At 73.2% G+C, this 17659-nt stretch carries 14 protein-coding genes; 11 read left to right on the top strand and 3 right to left on the bottom strand.

The features are described from left to right. Positions 1-8: 8 nt before the first annotated feature. Entirely contained in the window at positions 9-557 is a 549-nt protein-coding gene (locus OG361_RS15610) for a cysteine dioxygenase (RefSeq protein ID WP_405853986.1), read from the bottom strand. Between the two features lie 690 nt (positions 558-1247). Here OG361_RS15610 and OG361_RS15605 point away from each other — a divergent pair. The 3 genes from OG361_RS15605 (at position 1248) to OG361_RS15595 (ending at position 7044) form a co-directional block, all read left to right on the top strand. Beyond that, positions 1248-1511 carry a WhiB family transcriptional regulator gene (locus OG361_RS15605; RefSeq protein WP_015033978.1) on the top strand — a complete coding sequence of 88 codons (264 nt, stop codon included), beginning with the start codon at positions 1248-1250 and terminating at the stop codon, positions 1509-1511. 242 nt (positions 1512-1753) lie between these two features. Then, on the top strand, positions 1754-5506 hold the full coding sequence (locus tag OG361_RS15600) for a glycosyltransferase family 2 protein (RefSeq protein WP_405853983.1): 3753 nt from the start codon (positions 1754-1756) through the stop codon (positions 5504-5506). Continuing rightward, positions 5503-7044 carry a DUF5719 family protein gene (locus OG361_RS15595; protein WP_405853981.1) on the top strand — a complete coding sequence of 514 codons (1542 nt, stop codon included), beginning with the start codon at positions 5503-5505 and terminating at the stop codon, positions 7042-7044. The genes OG361_RS15600 and OG361_RS15595 overlap by 4 nt, the downstream gene beginning before the upstream one ends. 145 nt (positions 7045-7189) lie before the next feature. On the opposite strand, the gene OG361_RS15590 is transcribed toward OG361_RS15595, so the two are convergent. Continuing rightward, complete coding sequence (locus OG361_RS15590; RefSeq protein ID WP_384576199.1) at positions 7190-7645, bottom strand: metallopeptidase family protein; 456 nt, start codon at positions 7643-7645, stop codon at positions 7190-7192. 246 nt (positions 7646-7891) lie between these two features. Between OG361_RS15590 and OG361_RS15585 the strand changes: the two genes are divergently transcribed. The 8 genes from OG361_RS15585 (at position 7892) to OG361_RS15550 (ending at position 16624) form a co-directional block, all read left to right on the top strand. Next, the gene (locus OG361_RS15585; RefSeq protein WP_405853979.1) at positions 7892-8368 is read left to right on the top strand and encodes a DUF3499 domain-containing protein; all 477 of its coding nucleotides are present in this window, start codon (positions 7892-7894) and stop codon (positions 8366-8368) included. A gap of 113 nt (positions 8369-8481) precedes the next feature. Continuing rightward, positions 8482-9849 (top strand): phosphomannomutase/phosphoglucomutase, encoded by a 1368-nt coding sequence (locus tag OG361_RS15580; protein ID WP_405853977.1) that lies wholly within the window; start codon positions 8482-8484, stop codon positions 9847-9849. A gap of 118 nt (positions 9850-9967) precedes the next feature. Continuing rightward, positions 9968-10150, top strand: coding sequence for a Trm112 family protein (locus OG361_RS15575; protein WP_030221689.1), 183 nt, complete (start codon positions 9968-9970; stop codon positions 10148-10150). A 383-nt stretch (positions 10151-10533) separates the two neighbouring features. After that, positions 10534-11691 carry an SIS domain-containing protein gene (locus tag OG361_RS15570; protein WP_405853975.1) on the top strand — a complete coding sequence of 386 codons (1158 nt, stop codon included), beginning with the start codon at positions 10534-10536 and terminating at the stop codon, positions 11689-11691. Between the two features lie 231 nt (positions 11692-11922). Next, positions 11923-13074, top strand: coding sequence for a mannose-6-phosphate isomerase, class I (gene manA, locus OG361_RS15565; protein WP_405853973.1), 1152 nt, complete (start codon positions 11923-11925; stop codon positions 13072-13074). Between the two features lie 66 nt (positions 13075-13140). Beyond that, the gene (locus tag OG361_RS15560; RefSeq protein WP_405853971.1) at positions 13141-14106 is read left to right on the top strand and encodes a cation diffusion facilitator family transporter; all 966 of its coding nucleotides are present in this window, start codon (positions 13141-13143) and stop codon (positions 14104-14106) included. Positions 14107-14401: 295 nt separating this feature from the next. Continuing rightward, positions 14402-15856 (top strand): adenosylhomocysteinase, encoded by a 1455-nt coding sequence (gene ahcY, locus OG361_RS15555; protein WP_384576214.1) that lies wholly within the window; start codon positions 14402-14404, stop codon positions 15854-15856. A gap of 153 nt (positions 15857-16009) precedes the next feature. Beyond that, complete coding sequence (locus OG361_RS15550) at positions 16010-16624, top strand: hypothetical protein (RefSeq protein WP_384576217.1); 615 nt, start codon at positions 16010-16012, stop codon at positions 16622-16624. A gap of 3 nt (positions 16625-16627) precedes the next feature. Here the strand turns inward: OG361_RS15550 and OG361_RS15545 are convergent, their stop codons facing one another. After that, positions 16628-17542, bottom strand: a complete 915-nt coding sequence (locus OG361_RS15545) for an RDD family protein (RefSeq protein ID WP_405853968.1) — start codon at positions 17540-17542, stop codon at positions 16628-16630. Between the last annotated feature and the right edge of the window lie 117 nt (positions 17543-17659).

The following is a 17659-nucleotide window of genomic DNA, read 5'->3' as shown; positions in this document are numbered from 1 at the left end:
GCAGTCTGTCAGGCGACGACGACACCCGGGGCGGCCGGGGCGCCGGGGGCGGGGGAGCCCTGCGCGGCGGAGGCCGGCGCGCACTGGGCCTGGAGCGACTCGTGCATCGGCATCTCGGTCAGACCGGGGAAGTAGACGTGCAGGCTGACGGCCGGTTCGAGGGAGTCGTTGACGACCTCGTGGACGTACCCCGGCGCGAACACGCGCTGCGCGCCGCCGTCGAGCGTCCGCGCGCCCTGCTCCGTACGCTCCGTCAACTCGCCCTCCAGGACGGTCAGGACGCCGGAGGAGACCCCGTGGCCGTGGAGGCCGCTGCCCTGGCCCGGCACCCAGGAGAGCAGCCACACCTCGTAGCCGGGGCCGGTGCGCAGCCGGTGGTACCAGCGGGTGGTGGCGTCGTACTCGACGTACGGGGCCCACTGGGAGCGGTCGTCGGCGATGGCGCGCGCGAGGCCGGCGAACTCGGCCACGGTGACGGGGTGGGCGCGCTCGGGCTGGAGGAGGTGCGGGACCTCGAGGATGTCGCCGGCGATCTGAAGGTCGCTGTCCATGTTCATGGGCGGGGAGGTTCCTCAGCAGAAACAGAAGCGGTGGGGGGTCACGGAGAAAGGTGACGCATGTGACGCAGGGTGACGCTGGGGGAAAGAGGCTGGAGCTCTACGGCATCAACAGCTGGAACAACAACAGCAACAGCGCGCCTGGACAGCGCGGCGGACCCCACGGGCGTGGGTCGCGGCGGGCGCTGTGGTCGCTGGCATGCCACCAAAGGTGGCGGGAGGGGTACCCGACTGTCAACTCAATGCCCGATTTGGCGGTAATGTTTCACCTCATCCGGTTACAGTGCGCGGAGAAAGGTTTGTTCACGTGCGGACCAGGAGAGATGGCGCTTCAACCGTGCCCGTAAACATGGCGGCGCCCACGGATGAGCCCCGGCTCACCCGCCACTCTCCGTGATCGGGCTGTGATCCGGATCGCTTCCATGGCCGGATCGCAACAAGATCCAAGTCTCGGGCGTCCTCTCCTGTGAGGGGCCTGTGCGGTGCGGCCAGGCCGGTGGCATGTGTCACGTTTTTTGGTGATTTGAACACTTTCCGCATAGGCTTGGTTCCGCAGAGTGAATACGGGGCCCAATAGCAGATCTCGGCTTGACTCGCACAGAGCACAAACTTGTAATTTCACTCGTGTCGTTCGGCCGGGTTCGGTAACGGCAACATCACGGGGACGCACAGAACAGACGAGGGGCGCACATGACCGAGTTGTTCCAGGAACTGCTGGTCGAGGACGCGGACGAGGAACTCGGCTGGCAGGAGCGCGCGCTGTGCGCCCAGACCGATCCCGAGTCCTTCTTCCCCGAGAAGGGCGGCTCGACCCGCGAGGCCAAGAAGGTCTGCCTCGCCTGCGAAGTCCGCTCCGAGTGCCTCGAATACGCCCTGCAGAACGACGAGCGGTTCGGCATCTGGGGCGGCCTCTCCGAGCGCGAGCGGCGCCGTCTGAAGAAGGCCGCCGTCTGAGCCGCACCCGGTCCCGGGCCCCCGGCCCGACCCCGGTCGCGGAGGCTTCTCCCAAACCCTCCGGGCCCCCCGCGCCGAAGTGCGCACACCAGGACATGACGAACGGTCCGCCCCCTGTGCTCCGTCCACAGGCGGCGGACCGTTCTGCGTGCGGCCCCGCGCGCAGCCGTTAGTGTGGGCCTCCGTCCGAGACGCACCCCACGCCCCCCGCGGGCGACCCCGGCCGGAGGGCCCGTAGCTCGATGTCCTCAACTCCTGAGTTTCCGCGACACGTCGTCACCGCCGTGATCGTCACCCACGACGGTGCCCGCTGGCTGCCGGACGCCCTCGCCGGGCTGCTCGCCCAGGAGCGCCCCGTGCAGAACGTGGTCGCCGCCGACACCGGCAGCGCCGACGACTCGGCGCAGCTCGTCGCCGACGCCATCGGCGCCGACCGCGTGCTGCACCTCGCACGCCGCACCGGCTTCGGCGCCGCCGTCGAGGAGGCCGCCCGCACGGCCCCCGTCCTGGGAGCCGAGGACCTGCCGTACCTGAAGCGCCCCAGCGGCTGGGACCCCGTCAGCAGGACGTGGAACGACGAGGCCTACGACCTCCCCGAACTCCCGCACGGCGAACCGGTCCAGTGGCTCTGGCTCCTCCACGACGACTGCGCCCCCGAGCCCGGCGCCCTCGCCGAACTCCTCCGCGTCGCCGACTCCGACGCGTACGCCGCCGTCATCGGGCCAAAACTGCGCGGCTGGTACGACCGCAAGCAGCTCCTCGAGGTCGGCGTCTCCATCGCCCGCAGCGGCCGCCGCTGGACCGGCCTCGACCGGCGCGAGCAGGACCAGGGCCAGCACGACCAGGTCCGCTCCGTGCTCTCCGTCTCCACCGCCGGCATGCTCGTCCGGCGCGACGTCTTCGAGGAGCTCGGCGGCTTCGACCGGCGCCTGCCCCTCATGCGCGACGACGTCGACCTGTGCTGGCGCGCCCACTCCGCCGGCCACCGCGTCCTCGTCGCCCCCGACGCCGTCCTCCGGCACGCCGAGGCGGCCGCCCGCGAGCGCCGCACCGTCGACTGCGCCGGCCGCACGGCCGCCGACCCGCACCGCGTCGACAAGGCCGGAGCCGTCTACACGCTCCTCGCCAACACCCGCGGCCGTGCCCTCCCCTACGTCCTCGTCCGGCTCGTCCTCAGCACCCTGCTCCGCACCCTCGCCTTCCTCGTGGGCAAGGTCCCCGGCCAGGCCGTCGACGAGGTCATGGGCCTCTTCGCCACCCTCCTGCGGCCCGAGAAGATCCTCGCCGCCCGCAAACGGCGCAAGAACCCCGCCGTCGCCGCGAACGAACTCCGCCCGCTCTTCCCGCCGCCCGGCGCCACCGTCCGCGCCGCCGTCGAGCAGCTGACCGCCAACGTCGGCGGCTCCGAGGCCGACTCCGGCGGCTCCCGCCACGGCGTCGTCGAGTCGGGCCCCGGCGGCGACGACGCCGACTACCTGGAGATCGAGCAGTTCGCCCGGCTCAAGAAGATCGCCCGCAAGCCCGGCCCGGTCCTCTTCGCCCTCCTGCTCGTCATCTCCCTCGTCGCCTGCCGCAACCTCTTCGCCGGCGGCTCGCTGGCCGGCGGCGCCCTGCTGCCCGCCCCCGACACCGTCTCCGGCCTCTGGTCGCGGTACGCGGACGCCTGGCACGCCATCGGCGCCGGCGGCACCCAGAGCGCCCCGCCCTACCTCGCCGTCCTGGCCGCGCTCTCCACCCTCTTCCTCGGCTCCACCTCCACCGCGCTGACCCTGCTGCTCGTCTGCTCGGTCCCGCTGGCCGGCTTCACCGCGTACTTCGCCGCCCGCCCGATCGTCGAGTCCCGGCTCCTGCTCGCGTGGGGCGCCGTCGCGTACGCCTTCCTGCCCGCCGCCACCGGGGCCCTCGCCACCGGCCGGCTCGGCACCGCCGTCCTCGCGATCCTGCTTCCGCTGATCGCCCGCGCCGCCGTCGCCGCCCACGGCTTCAACCGGCCCGACCGGGGCAGCTGGCGCGCCACCTGGGCGTACGCCTTCCTGCTCACCTTCGCGACGGCGTTCACCCCGATCGTGTGGCTGCTCGCCGTCCTCCTCGGCCTCGGCGTGCTGGTCGTCCGCCGCTCCGACATCACCGCGTACGGGCTGCGCTTCCTCGCCGCCGTCGGCACCCCGATCCTCGCGCTCGCGCCCTGGTCGCTCTCCCTGCTCACCGACCCCGCCGCCTTCCTGCGCGAGGCCGGTCTCGACGTCCGGACGGGCACGGCCACCGCGCTCGACCTGCTCGCGACGAGCCCCGGCGGCCCCGGCACCACCGGCGGACTCCTCCTGATCGGCCTGGTCCTCGCGGCCCTCGCCGGGCTGCTGCGCGAGGAGCGCCAGTTCGCCGTCCGTACCGCCTGGGCCGCCGCCCTCGCCGGCCTCCTCCTCGCCGTCGTCTCGAACGGCGCGGACGGCACCGGCTGGGCCGGCCCCGCCACCCTCGTCTACGGCGCCGCCCTCATCGCCGCCGGCATGATCGGCGCCGAGGGCGGCCGCACCCGCGTCGCCGCCCACGGCTTCGGCTGGCGCCAGCCCGTCGCCGCGCTCATCGCCCTCGCCTGCGCCGTCGGCCCCGCCGTCGCCGCCGCCGGCTGGATGATCGGCGGCGCCGACGGCCCGCTGACCCGCCGCGACCCGGTCCAGGTCCCGGCCTTCGTCGCCGAGGAGAGCGGCACCCGCGACCAGCCCCGCACCCTCGTCCTCGGCGGCACCTCGCCCGGCGAGGTCACCTACACCCTGGTCCGCGGCTCCGGCGCCCGCCTCGGCGACGGCGAACTCTCCGCGGCGGCCGAGGCCGACCCCCGCCTCGACGGGGTCGTCGCCCACCTCGTCGCCGGCTCCGGCGCCGACCAGACCCAGGAGCTCAGCGGCTACGCGATCCGCTACGTCCTCGTACGGGACGGGGCACCGCGCCAGCTGAGCCGCGTCCTCGACGCGACCCCCGGCCTCAGCCGCCTCAGCCAGCTCGACGGCAGCGCGCTCTGGCGCGTGGACCGCGAGATCGCCCGGATCATGATCGTCCCGTCGGCCGCCAAGACCGGGGCCGCGGCGCAGACGGACGCCCCGGCCGGCACGGAGCAGGCCGCCCGGCCGGTCGCCGTCGCCGCCGGCCCCGTCGAGGCCCACACCGAGATCCCGGCCGGCCCCGCGGGCCGCGTCCTGCGCGTCGCCGACCGCGCCGACGAGGGCTGGACCGCCACCCTCGACGGCAAGGAGCTGACGAGGACCACCGTCGACGGCTGGGCCCAGGGCTTCGAGCTCCCCGCCCAGGGCGGCCGCCTCGACCTCACGTACGACCAGCCGCTCACCCACACCGTGTGGACCTGGACCCAGGTCGGCCTCGCCGTCGTCCTGCTCGTCCTCGCCCTGCCGGGCCGCCGTCGCGAGATCGACGACGACCTGCCCGAGGAGGAGCTCGTGATCCCCGCGCAGGCGACCGACGGCGACGGCCGGCGCGCTCGCCGCCTCCGCGCCGCCGCCGAGGCGGAGGCGGAGCAGGAGGGGACCGAGGCACCGGAACCGGAGCGTGCCCCGGCCCAGGCCCCGATCCCGGAGCAGCAGGCGTACGAGCCCCAGGAGTGGGACGGCGGGTACGACCCGGCCTACGCCCAGGCCGCCCCGTCCCAGCCCCAGGCCCAGCAGCCCGAGAACCACGACCAGGCCCAGGACCCGGCCTACGCGGACCAGGGCTACTACCAGGAGTACGCGGCGGATCCGTACCAGCAGCAGCCGTACGCGTACCCCCAGCAGGGTTACGAGCAGCAGCCGCAGCAGTACGCGGAACAGGGCTACGAGCAGTCGTACGACCCGCAACAGCAGCCGCAGCAGTACGACCCGCAGCAGCAGCAGTACGAGCAGCAGCAGTACGAGCAGCAGCAGTACGACCCGTACGGCTACGGCTACGAGTACCCCCAGGGCCACGAGACCGAGCAGCGTCCCGACGGGAGCAGCAACCAGTGAAGCGCACGACCCTCTCCCTGATCGCGGTCACCACGGCCCTCGCGGCCGTCACCGGCTTCGCCACGCTCACCACCCCGGACGGCACCGCCGCCCCCGCGGCCAAGGCGCCCACCCGGCTGCCGGTCGAGCGCGCGGGCCTGGTCTGCCCGGCACCGAGCACCTCGGAGGTGGCCGAGACCGTCTACACCTCGTACACCCCGTCGGGCACGGCGGGCACGGCGGGCGCGGCCGCGACGGGCTCCGCCAACCGGGCCGACAAGCCCACCGCCCAGCTGAGGCCGGCCGCGAGCGGGGCGACCCGCGGCGGCACCTCCGGCGGCAAGAAGCCCAAGGCGCCCAAGGCCCCGGCGACCGTCACCGTCCCCGGCAAGCCCGTCACCGCCCGGGTCGAGGGCGGCGCGGCGCCCGCTCTCACCGGCTCGGCGACCGGCACCCTGGCCCCCGGCTGGACCGTCCAGCAGAGCACCGTCGTCACGGCGGGCGGCGCCCGCGGTCTCCTCGGCCTCTCCTGCGGCGCCCCCGACACCGACTTCTGGTTCCCGGCCGCCTCCACGGCCAAGGAGCGCCAGGACTACGTCCACCTCACCAACCCGGACGACACGGCCGCCGTCGCCGACATCGAGCTGTACGGCCCCGAGGGCGCCCTCAAGTCCCAGTTCACCGAGGGCATCCCGGTACCCCCGCGCTCCACGGTCCCGGTCCTCCTCTCCACGCTCACCGGCGAGGCCGCCCAGCGGGACGTCACCGTCCACGTCACCACCCGCAGCGGGCGCGTCGGCGCCGCCATCGGCGTGGCCGACGACAAGCTCGGCAGCGACTGGCTCGCCGCCGCGGCCGACCCGTCGGGCAGCGCCGTGCTCCCCGGCATCCCGGCCGACGCCACCTCCGTACGGCTTGTGGCCTTCGTCCCCGGCGACGACGACGCCGACCTCAAGATCCAGCTGGCCACCCCGACCGGCGCGATCGTCCCGGCCGGCGGGGGCACCCTGCACGTGAAGTCCGGAATGACGGCCTCCATCGATCTGCCGGACCTCACCCGGGGGCAGGCCGGCTCCCTGCTGCTCACCCCGAGCGACCCGAAGAAGCCGACCCCGGTCGTGGCCGCCCTCCAGGTCGTCCGCGGCAAGGGCGAGAACACCGAGATCGCCTTCATCCCGGCGGCCGCGGCCGTCTCCGCCCGGGCGACGGTCGCCGACAACCGGGCCAAGGCCTCGACGCTCTCCCTCGTCGCCACCGGCGCCGCCGCCCAGGTCAAGGTCACGGCCTCGGCGGGCTCGGGAGGGGGGACGCCGGTGTCCAGGACGGTCACCGTGAAGGCGGGCACCACGGCGACCCTCGCCGACCTGGTCCCCGAGGGACTCAAGGGCGCCTACGCGCTGACCGTGGAACCGGTCTCGGGCGGCAAGGTGTACGCGGCGCGGACGCTGTCGGTGCCGGAGGACGGCGTCGCGATGTTCACGGTCCAGCCCCTCGTCGACGACCGGGGCACGGTGGAGGTCCCGTCGGCGCGCCAGGACCTCAAGGTGCTCGACGACTGAACCCCGGGACGACCCGTACGGGACGAGGGAAGCCCCGGACGACCCGTACGGGACGAGGGGAAGCCCCCGGACGACCCGTACGGGTGGAGGAACTCCCCGTAAGGGTGGACGAACCGCCCCTACGGGTGGAGAAAGCCCCTGCGGCTCAGTCCTGCCCGTACCGGGGGTCGACCGAATCGGGGGAGAGCCCGAGGAGCTCCGCGACCTGCTCCACGACCACCTCGTGGACGATGAGCGCGCGCTCGTCGCGGCTCTTCGAGCGGATCTCGACGGGCCGCCGGTAGACGACGACCCGGGCGGGCTCGCCCTTCTCGGCGGGCGCCGAGCCGCCCAGCGGCACCGTCTCGCCCGGCACCGGCGGCGGCACCTCCATCACGAGGAACTCGATGTCCGCCAGCTGCGGCCAGCGCCGTTCGAGGCGCTCCACCGAATCCAGCACCAGATCGCGGAAGGTGTCGGCACGACTCGTGGAGAGCGGCACCTGCGGCGGGGCGACCGGGCCCCGCATCCCGCGTCCATGACGGTCGCGGCGGCGGACCCGAGGCTCCGCCGGGGGCTCCGTGGAGGGCTGCGAGGGGCTCGGCGGCACAGGACTGTCCATCACTGACGCAGCGTAACCCTCATCGGTGTTTCCGCACCGTGGCGGAGCCTCGCCGCCTTCCCCGGCGCCTCCACCCCCACTGTCGAAACCTGAACATTCCGGCCGACCGCGCGCCCGATTCGACACCATGTCGCGATCGGCCATCTGGCCGTGGTTGACCGGATTTGTATCCAGGACTGTCTGGATCACCTCCTGCCCTCACCGGCGTACGCCCCTTCCCTCGCAGGTCACCGGCGTCATCACGCGATGGGAGGTGTCGGAGGTCACACCGCGACACGGGGGAGTGACCTGAGGCGGAGTCGTCGCGGCCCGGTCAAGAGTGCGGTACCGTCCAACGTCGTGAGCCCTGTACGTCGCTGTTCGCGCACCGCGTGCGGCCGCCCTGCCGTCGCGACACTGACGTACGTCTATGCCGACTCGACTGCGGTCCTCGGCCCGCTCGCCACCTACGCCGAGCCCCACTGCTACGACCTGTGCGCCCAGCACAGCGAGCGCCTCACCGCGCCGCGCGGCTGGGAGGTGATGCGCCTCACCGACGGTTCCGCCCCCGCACGCCCCAGCGGCGACGACCTCGAAGCCCTGGCCAACGCGGTACGGGAGGCGGCCCGCCCCCGCGAGCGCACGGCCGAGGCCGGCGGCAAGGGCGGCGGAGGCCGCGGCGGCGACCCCATGGAGGTCGGGCGCCGAGGGCACCTCAGAGTGCTCCGCTCACCCGACAACTGACCGCGACTGACCGCGAAACCGGCCACCGTCCGCGTACCCCCGACCCACTCCGGGTAGTTTTGGCGTTCCTACACGCGCCGCACACGCGTGCCGAAACTCAGGAGGGTGGATCCGTGACTGCCGATCTGTCGCAGATCGTGAAGGCGTACGACGTCCGCGGAGTGGTACCGGACCAGTGGGACGAGGAGCTCGCCGAACTCTTCGGGGCCGCCTTCGTACGGGTGACGGACGCGGACGCGATCGTCGTCGGCCACGACATGAGGCCCTCCTCGCCTGGCCTCTCGAACGCCTTCGCGCGCGGCGCGGCCCGCCTCGGCGCCGACGTCACCCTGATCGGGCTCTGCTCCACCGACCAGCTGTACTTCGCCTCGGGCAGCCTCGGACTGCCGGGCGCGATGTTCACCGCGTCGCACAACCCCGCCCAGTACAACGGCATCAAGATGTGCCGCGCGGGCGCCGCCCCGGTGGGCCAGGACACCGGCCTCGCCGACATCCGCGCCCTCGTCGAGCAGTGGTCGGAGCAGGGCGCGCCCGAGGCCGCCGCCACCGCCGGCACCGTCACCGAGCGCGAGACCCTCGACGACTACGCGGCCCACCTCAGGGGCCTCGTCGACCTCACCGCGATCCGCCCGCTGAAGGTCGTCGTCGACGCGGGCAACGGCATGGGCGGCCACACCGTCCCCACCGTCTTCGAGGGCCTCCCGCTCGACACCGTCCCCATGTACTTCGAGCTCGACGGCACCTTCCCGAACCACGAGGCCAACCCCCTCGACCCGAAGAACATCGTCGACCTCCAGGCCCGCGTCCTCGCCGAGGGCGCCGACCTCGGCCTCGCCTTCGACGGCGACGCCGACCGCTGCTTCGTCGTCGACGAGCGCGGCGAGCCGGTCTCCCCGTCCGCGATCACGGCCCTCGTCGCCGCCCGCGAGCTCGCCAAGAACCCCGGCGGGACGATCATCCACAACCTGATCACCTCCTGGTCCGTGCCCGAGGTCGTCCGCGAGAACGGCGGCGCGCCCGTCCGCACCCGCGTCGGCCACTCCTTCATCAAGGAGGAGATGGCGAAGACCGGCGCCATCTTCGGCGGCGAGCACTCCGCGCACTACTACTTCAAGGACTTCTGGAACGCGGACACGGGCATGCTCGCCGCGCTCCACGTCCTCGCGGCCCTCGGCGGCCAGGAGGGCACCCTGTCCGACCTGGTCTCCGCCTACGACCGCTACGCCTCCTCGGGCGAGATCAACTCCACGGTCGCCGACCAGACGGCCAGCACCGCCAAGGTCAAGGCGACGTACGCGAGCGAGGACGGCGTCACGCTCGACGAACTCGACGGCCTCACCGTGACCGCCGCCGACTGGTGGTTCAACCTCCGCGCCTCCAACACCGAGCCGCTGCTCCGCCTCAACGTCGAGGCCCGCGACGAGGCCACCATGGCCAAGATCCGCGACGAGGTCCTCGCCCTGGTCCGCGCGACCGGCTGACACCACCCCGCCGGGGGTACGGAAGGGCCGGTCGCCGAGCCGCGCCCCCCGTCCCCCGGCGGTAGGCTGACCTGGCCCGAAGGGCAGCACCACCACCGTTTGTGCGAAGGGACACCCCATGCCGCTCGAAGCCGGCCTCCTGGAGATCCTGGCCTGCCCGGCCTGCCACGCTCCGCTGAACGACCGCACGGCGGACGAGACCCCCGAACTGGTCTGCACGGGCACGGACTGCGGCCTCGCGTACCCGGTCCGCGACGGCATCCCGGTCCTCCTCACCGACGAGGCCCGCCGCCCGGCCTGACCCACCGGCGCTTCCCATCCGAGCCCCCACCCGGACCGTCCGCGACGGCACTCCCGGCACGGGCGGCCTCGCGGCGCACCCCCCGACCCCGTGCCGCGCCGTCGACCCCGGCACACCGGCGACGAGCCGACGCCGCTGACGGCCCCGGAGGTCCTTCCGCCGACCACGGGCACCACCCACGGAAGGACCCGCAAGCGTCCCCGCCGCACGGGTGATGCGGATGCGGATGCTGGTTCGGGCACAGGTACGGGTAGGGGTACGGGTACGAGTGGGAACAGAGACAGCCCGGCGGCAGGCAGGGTGCACCACCGGCCCCGCCGCCACCCACAACCGCACCCCCACCAGCACCCCACACCCCGCACCCACCCGGGAGGCACCGCCACATGCTCGACGAGACCCTCCTCGACGCACCGGACGCCCTCGCCCTGGCCGACCGCCGCGGCCTCCTCCGCGGCGCCGCCGAAGCCGGCGCCCGGGTACGGACCGCCGCCCGGCACGCCACCGAGGCCGGCATCGCCGACCTCCACCCCGAGGGCCGCCCCCGCGCCGTCCTCGTCGCGGGCCCCGGCACCGCCGCCGCCGGCGTCGCGGACCTGATCGGCGCCCTCGCCGGAGCCTCCGCCCCGGTCGTACACCTCCAGCCCACCGGCGTCGCCCCCGCGGCGGGCGCCCTGCGCTGGGCCCTGCCCGGCTGGGCGGGCTCGGTGGACCTGCTCCTGCTGCCGACCATCGACGGCTCCGAACCCGGTCTGGCGCTCATCGCCGAGCAGGCCTACCGCCGCGGCATCACGGTCGTCGCCGTCGCCCCCAAGACCTCACCCCTCGCCGAGGCCGTCGGCGGCTCGCACGGCCTGTTCGTACCGCTGGCCACCGCTCCGAACGAATTGCCCGACGAATACGCCGAGACCCTCGCGGCGAGCACCGGCGCCCTGTGGGCCCTGTTCACCCCGCTCCTCGTCCTCCTCGACCGCGTGGGCCTCATCGACGCGCCGCCCGAGGCCCTGGAGAAGGTCGCCGACCGGCTCGACAAGACGGCCGAACGCTGCGGCCCGGCCATCGCCACGTACAGCAACCCGGCCAAGACGCTCGCCGCCGAACTGGCCGACTCGCTCCCGCTGATCTGGACCGAGGGCAACGCGGCGGGCCCCGCCGGCCGTCGTTTCGCCGCCGTCCTGGCCGAACTCGCCGGCCTGCCCGCCCTCGCCGCCGAACTCCCCGAGGCCCTGCCCGCGCACGGCATGCTGCTCGCGGGCGACTACGCGGCGGGTGCGGACCCCGACGACTTCTTCCGCGACCGCGTCGACGAGCCGCAGGCCCTGCGGGCCCGGGTGCTCCTGCTGCGCGACCGGCCGGGCGGCGGCCTGACCGCCGCTCCGGCAGCACGGGAACTGGCCCTCGGACACGAGACGGCCATCAGCGAACTGGAACCGGAGGAGGGTGGCGACCTCGAGACCCTGGCCGAACTGCTCGCGGTGACCGACTTCGCCGCCGTGTACCTGGCCCTGGCCACCCCCGGCCACCCCGACCACCAGGCCCACTGACCGGGCCACCGCGCCCCGGGCCACCCCGCCGCACGAGTCCATCCCCCCGGCCCCGCCGCACCCGGTCACCCGCCCCACACCCAGGCACACCCCGCGCCCACCCCACTCACGCGTCACCCAGGCCCCACCCACCCGTCCACCACCCCGTCACCGACCCGTCACCCGCCCCCTGTCACCTGTCACCCGACACCCCTCACCGTCCGTCACCACCCCGAGGAGCTGGCAGGCACCATGGACCGCCTCGTCAACACCGTCCGTCCCTACGCCTGGGGATCCACGACAGCCATCCCCGAACTCCTCGGCAACGCCCCGACCGGTGAGCCCCAGGCCGAGATGTGGATGGGCGCCCACCCCGGCGCCCCCTCCCGCACCGAGCGCGGCCCGCTCAACGAGCTCATCGCCGCCGACCCCGTACGCGAACTGGGGGAGCGGGCCGTCGAGAAGTTCGGGGCACGCTTCCCGTTCCTGCTCAAGGTGCTCGCCGCCGGCGCCCCGCTCTCCCTCCAGGTCCACCCCGACCTCGCGCAGGCCCGCGCCGGCTACGCCGCCGAGGAGGCCGCCGGCATCCCGTTCGACGCCCCGCACCGCACGTACCGGGACGCGAACCACAAGCCCGAGCTGATCTGCGCGCTCACCCCCTTCGAGGGACTGTGCGGCTTCCGCGCCCCCACCGAGGCCGCCGACCTCATCGCCGCGCTCGGCGTCGACTCCCTCAAGCCGTACGTGGACCTCCTCCACGCCCACCCCGAAGAGGCCGCGCTCCGCGAGGTCCTGACGGCCCTGCTCACCGCCGACCGCGAGGAGATGGCGCACACCGTCGCCGAGGCCGCTGCCGCCGCCGGCCGACTGGGCGGAGCCCACGCGCCGTTCGCGACGCTCGCCCACCACTACCCGAGCGACCCCGGCGTCATCGCCGCCATGCTGCTCAACCACGTGCTGCTCCAGCCGGGGGAGGCCCTCTACCTCGGCGCGGGCGTCCCGCACGCCTACATCGACGGCATGGGCGTCGAGATCATGGCCAACTCCGACAACGTGCTGCGCTGCGGACTCACCCCGAAGCACGTCGACGTCCCCGAACTCCTCCGCGTCGTCCGCTTCGAGCCGAACGACCCCGGCGTCCTGCGCCCCGAGGCCTCCCCGTCCGGGGAAGAGGTCTACGACACCCCGATCGACGAGTTCCGCCTCTCACGTTTCGTACGGGCGGAAGGCGCCGCCCCGACCGACCTCACCGCCCCGACCCCGCAGATCCTGCTCGCCGTCGCGGGCCGCCCGAAGGCCGGCGAGGTCACCCTCGGCCCCGGTGAGTCCGTCTTCGTCCCGGCCGGCGAGGCCACCGAACTGTCCGGTGCGGGAACGGTCTTTCGCGCCACCGTCGTGGCCTGATGCGAGAATGACCGGCCGAACCGCGGCGACAGAGCCGGAGCATCGACGAAGGGACCACGTACACCCATGAGCGCGTCAGGCGGAACCAAGGCGATCGTGGCGGCACTCGCCGCCAACCTCGCGATCGCCGTAGCCAAGTTCGTGGCGTACCTCTTCAGTGGGTCGTCCTCGATGCTCGCGGAGAGCGTCCACTCGCTCGCCGACTCCGGCAACCAGGGGCTGCTGCTCCTCGGCGGCAAGAAGGCCAAGCGCGAGGCGACCCCGCAGCACCCCTTCGGCTACGGCCGGGAGCGCTACATCTACGCCTTCCTCGTCTCCATCGTGCTCTTCTCCGTCGGTGGCATGTTCGCCATCTACGAGGGCTACGAGAAGATCAAGGACCCGCACCCGATCGAGGCCTGGTACTGGCCGGTCGGCGTCCTCGTCTTCGCGATCATCGCCGAGTCCTTCTCCTTCCGTACCGCCATCCAGGAGTCGAACGCGGTCCGCGGCGGTCTCTCCTGGACGGAGTTCGTCCGCCGGGCGAAGGCCCCCGAGCTCCCCGTCGTCCTCCTGGAGGACCTCGGCGCCCTCATCGGCCTGGTGCTCGCCCTCGCCGGCGTCGGCCTCGCCCTCGGCACCGGCAACGGCGTCTGGGACGGCATCGGCACCCTCTGCATCGGCGTCCTGCTCATCGTGATCGCCATCGTCCTCGCCGCCGAGACCAAGTCGCTCCTCCTCGGCGAGTCCGCAGGCATCGACGACGTCAAGAAGATCGAGGCGGCCGTCGTCGACGGCGACACCGTCACCCGCCTCATCCACATGCGCACGCTCCACCTCGGCCCCGAGGAGCTCCTCGTCGCCGCCAAGATCGCCGTCCGGCACGACGACACGGCGACCGACGTGGCGCACGCCATCAACAACGCCGAGGACCGCATCCGCGCCGCGGTCCCGATCGCCCGCGTCATCTACCTGGAGCCCGACGTCTACAGCGAGTCCGCCGCCTCGGCCGGCGAGAACCCGGCCAAGTCACCCGGCGGCCCCACCCACTGACCCCGCCACGGCGAGGCCACCACGCCCCGCCACCACCGGGCCCCCGCGACCCCCTCGGTCCCGGGGGCCTCGTGCATCCGTATGAGCCCTCCCGCACGGCCGAACCGGTGTAGATTCGTGACAGCCAGACGTCGCTGCTGATGGCGGTCGGGCGGTCCAGTGGACCGGCCGAGGGAGAGAGGGCCTCCGACGACGGCACCGTGGAACCGCCCGGGCATTCGTGTGCCCAGGCCCTCCCGTGGTGCCCAGGCGCCAACCGACCCTCGCACTCCCACACCCGAGGAGCAGCACAGTCATGACGACTGCCGCCCATCAGGACTTCAAGGTCGCCGACCTCTCCCTGGCCGTGTTCGGCCGCAAGGAGATCACCCTCGCCGAGCACGAGATGCCCGGCCTGATGTCGATCCGTCGCGAGTACGCCGAGCAGCAGCCGCTGGCCGGCGCCCGGGTGACCGGCTCCCTGCACATGACCGTGCAGACCGCCGTCCTCATCGAGACGCTCGTCGCGCTCGGCGCCGAGGTCCGCTGGGCCTCCTGCAACATCTTCTCCACCCAGGACCACGCGGCCGCGGCCATCGCCGTCGGCCCGAACGGCACCCCGGAGAACCCCCAGGGCGTCCCGGTCTTCGCCTGGAAGGGCGAGACCCTGGAGGAGTACTGGTGGTGCACGGAGCAGGCCCTGACGTGGCCGAACACGCCCACCGGCGGCCCGAACATGATCCTCGACGACGGTGGTGACGCCACCCTCCTGGTCCACAAGGGCGTCGAGTTCGAGAAGGCCGGCTCCGCCCCGGACCCGGCCACCGCGGACAGCGAGGAGTACGGCTACATCCTCCGTCTCCTCAACCGCACCCTCACCGAGAACCCGCAGAAGTGGACCCAGCTGGCGTCCGAGATCCGCGGCGTGACCGAGGAGACCACGACCGGCGTCCACCGCCTGTACGAGATGCACCAGGCCGGCTCGCTGCTCTTCCCGGCGATCAACGTGAACGACGCCGTGACGAAGTCGAAGTTCGACAACAAGTACGGCTGCCGCCACTCCCTGATCGACGGCATCAACCGCGCCACCGACGTCCTCATCGGCGGCAAGACGGCCGTGGTCTGCGGCTACGGCGACGTCGGCAAGGGCTGCGCCGAGTCCCTCCGCGGCCAGGGCGCCCGCGTCATCGTCACGGAGATCGACCCGATCTGCGCGCTCCAGGCGGCGATGGACGGCTACCAGGTCACGACCCTGGACGAGGTCGTCGAGACCGCCGACATCTTCATCACCACGACCGGCAACAAGGACATCATCATGGCCGGGGACATGGCCAAGATGAAGCACCAGGCGATCGTCGGCAACATCGGTCACTTCGACAACGAGATCGACATGGCCGGCCTCGCCAAGACCCCGGGCGTGGTCAAGGACGAGGTCAAGCCGCAGGTCCACACCTGGACCTACCCCGACGGCAAGGTCCTGATCGTCCTCTCGGAAGGCCGGCTCCTCAACCTCGGCAACGCGACGGGCCACCCCTCCTTCGTCATGTCCAACTCCTTCGCGGACCAGACCCTGGCCCAGATCGAGCTGTTCACGAAGCCGGCGGAGTACCCGACCGACGTCTACACGCTGCCGAAGCACCTGGACGAGAAGGTCGCCCGTCTCCACCTCGACGCCCTCGGCGTCAAGCTGACGACGCTCCGCCCCGAGCAGGCCGCCTACATCGGCGTCCAGGTCGAAGGCCCCTTCAAGCCGGACCACTACCGCTACTGATGCCCCGACCGGCGGCGCCCGCGCGCTGACGCGACGCCGTCCCGGACACCCGTAGAGGATCCAGGCAGGCCCCCCGCACCCCCGTGCCGGGGGGCCTGCCCCGTCCCGCCCCCGCTACCGCTCCTGGAAGCGCCCCCTCCCGAGGACCGACCCATGCCCCGCGGCCGATATTCGCTCCATGACCCGCACGACCACACCCCCCTCGGTGAAGAGCACTTCCACTGCGCACCCGGCCCCTCCGGCTGGCGCTACGTCTCGCAGATCACCACCCCCTCCGGCGACCACAAGGGCTCCGTCGACCTGGCCGTCGACGAACTGGGCCGCCCCATCCGCCTCGAACTCCACGCCGCGAGCTGGCAGGTCCGCGGCGCGGCCCTCGACGGCGTCACCTGGGTCCGCACGGACCCCACCGGAACCCACGCCACCGAAGGCAATGTGCGCGCCCACGCCTTCACCGGCACGTCCCCGGCATTCCTCGTCGCGATCACGCGACTCCTGCGCCTCACCCCCGATTCCCCCGAGACCCGTCTCAGGCTCGTCGCCCTCACGGATCCGGTGCTCGCCCCCCTCACGGTCGACCAGTCCTGGGCCCTGCTGAGAAGTGAAGCGCACGCCACTGACAACGGCCCCCTGACCGTCGACGAGTACCAGGTCAGCACCCTGGACACGGGCGAGCGGCACACCGTCCACATCGCCGGCGACGTCGTCCTCGCCGCCCCCGGCATCGAACTCGAAGCCCTCGAAACCCCGCCCTCGGTCTTCCCCTGACCGTCAGGCGGGCGGAGCGAACCCGGTGGCCCGCGGCCGCCCTGCCTCCTCTTCCGCGGGAACACCCGACGGAACAACGGGCGGCACGACCGCCGGCGCGACCACCGCCGGCGCGACCACCGCCGGAGCGGCCACCGCAGGAACGACAACCCCCGGTGCACCCTCCCCCGACGAGGAGAACGCCTTCCGGGCGTCCCGGGCCTGCCGCTCGGCGACCACCCCCGCCAGATACGCGTCGGCCGGCACCCCCGGCGGCGGAGGCGTCCCGGTCCGCGCCACCAGCTCGTCGGCCAGCCGCTCCGCGAGCCGCCGCCCCACGAACGGGTCCAGCTCACGAGCGCGCGTCAGGTACTGACGTATCTCCAGCCACAGCCCCTCCGGCACCGCCGACAGATCGAGCCCGGCGAACCGCCCCACCAGCCACGGCGGCGGCGGAGGCACCGCCAGGGCCCGCGCCGCGGGTACGCGCTCCCGCACCACGAGGGTCCCCGCGAACACGTCGCCGAGCCGCCGCCCCCGCTCGGACACGAGCGAAGCGATACAGGCGACGACCCCGAAGGTCATCAGGATCTCCACGACCCCCATCGCCCCCCGGACCAGCGCGTGCCGGAACCGGATCGGCCCCCCGTCGTCCCGCACCACCCGCAGCCCACAGGCCAGCTTCCCCAGCGACCGTCCGTGCGACAGCGTCTCCACCGCGATCGGCGCCCCCACCAGCACGAGCAGGAAACAGGCGATCGAGACAGCCATCGCCGCCGCCTCGTCCAAGGACGCCGTCGCGAAGGTGAGCCCGATCGTGATCAGCAGATAGACGGCCCACACCACGACGAGGTCGATGAGCACCGCCAACGCCCGGCTCGGCAGCCGCGCGGACGGCAACCCCAGTACGACGGCGTCCCCCGTCACAAGCCCACTCACGGCGCCCACCCTTCTTCGACCTTCGCGACCCCTCCGAACGCCAGTCTGCCAAGCTGACCCGCAGCGCGCCGCAGTAGTACGGACCCGTCCGCAGCCAGTGCCTGGAGCAGCAGCCGA

The sequence above is a fragment of the Streptomyces sp. NBC_00090 genome, assembly GCF_045160815.1.
Lineage (GTDB): Bacteria > Actinomycetota > Actinomycetes > Streptomycetales > Streptomycetaceae > Streptomyces.
This window is presented reverse-complemented; position numbering and strand designations above follow the sequence as displayed.

Excerpts from the sequence above, each read along its gene's own strand:
- OG361_RS15610 (WP_405853986.1), bottom strand. The coding sequence starts at position 557 with ATGAACATGGACAGCGACCTTCAGATCGCCGGCGACATCCTCGAGGTC.
- OG361_RS15605 (WP_015033978.1), top strand. The coding sequence starts at position 1,248 with ATGACCGAGTTGTTCCAGGAACTGCTGGTCGAGGACGCGGACGAGGAA.
- OG361_RS15600 (WP_405853983.1), top strand. The coding sequence starts at position 1,754 with ATGTCCTCAACTCCTGAGTTTCCGCGACACGTCGTCACCGCCGTGATC.
- OG361_RS15590 (WP_384576199.1), bottom strand. The coding sequence starts at position 7,645 with ATGGACAGTCCTGTGCCGCCGAGCCCCTCGCAGCCCTCCACGGAGCCC.
- OG361_RS15585 (WP_405853979.1), top strand. The coding sequence starts at position 7,892 with ATGGGAGGTGTCGGAGGTCACACCGCGACACGGGGGAGTGACCTGAGG.
- OG361_RS15575 (WP_030221689.1), top strand. The coding sequence starts at position 9,968 with ATGCCGCTCGAAGCCGGCCTCCTGGAGATCCTGGCCTGCCCGGCCTGC.
- OG361_RS15570 (WP_405853975.1), top strand. The coding sequence starts at position 10,534 with ATGCTCGACGAGACCCTCCTCGACGCACCGGACGCCCTCGCCCTGGCC.
- manA (WP_405853973.1), top strand. The coding sequence starts at position 11,923 with ATGGACCGCCTCGTCAACACCGTCCGTCCCTACGCCTGGGGATCCACG.
- OG361_RS15560 (WP_405853971.1), top strand. The coding sequence starts at position 13,141 with ATGAGCGCGTCAGGCGGAACCAAGGCGATCGTGGCGGCACTCGCCGCC.
- ahcY (WP_384576214.1), top strand. The coding sequence starts at position 14,402 with ATGACGACTGCCGCCCATCAGGACTTCAAGGTCGCCGACCTCTCCCTG.
- OG361_RS15550 (WP_384576217.1), top strand. The coding sequence starts at position 16,010 with ATGCCCCGCGGCCGATATTCGCTCCATGACCCGCACGACCACACCCCC.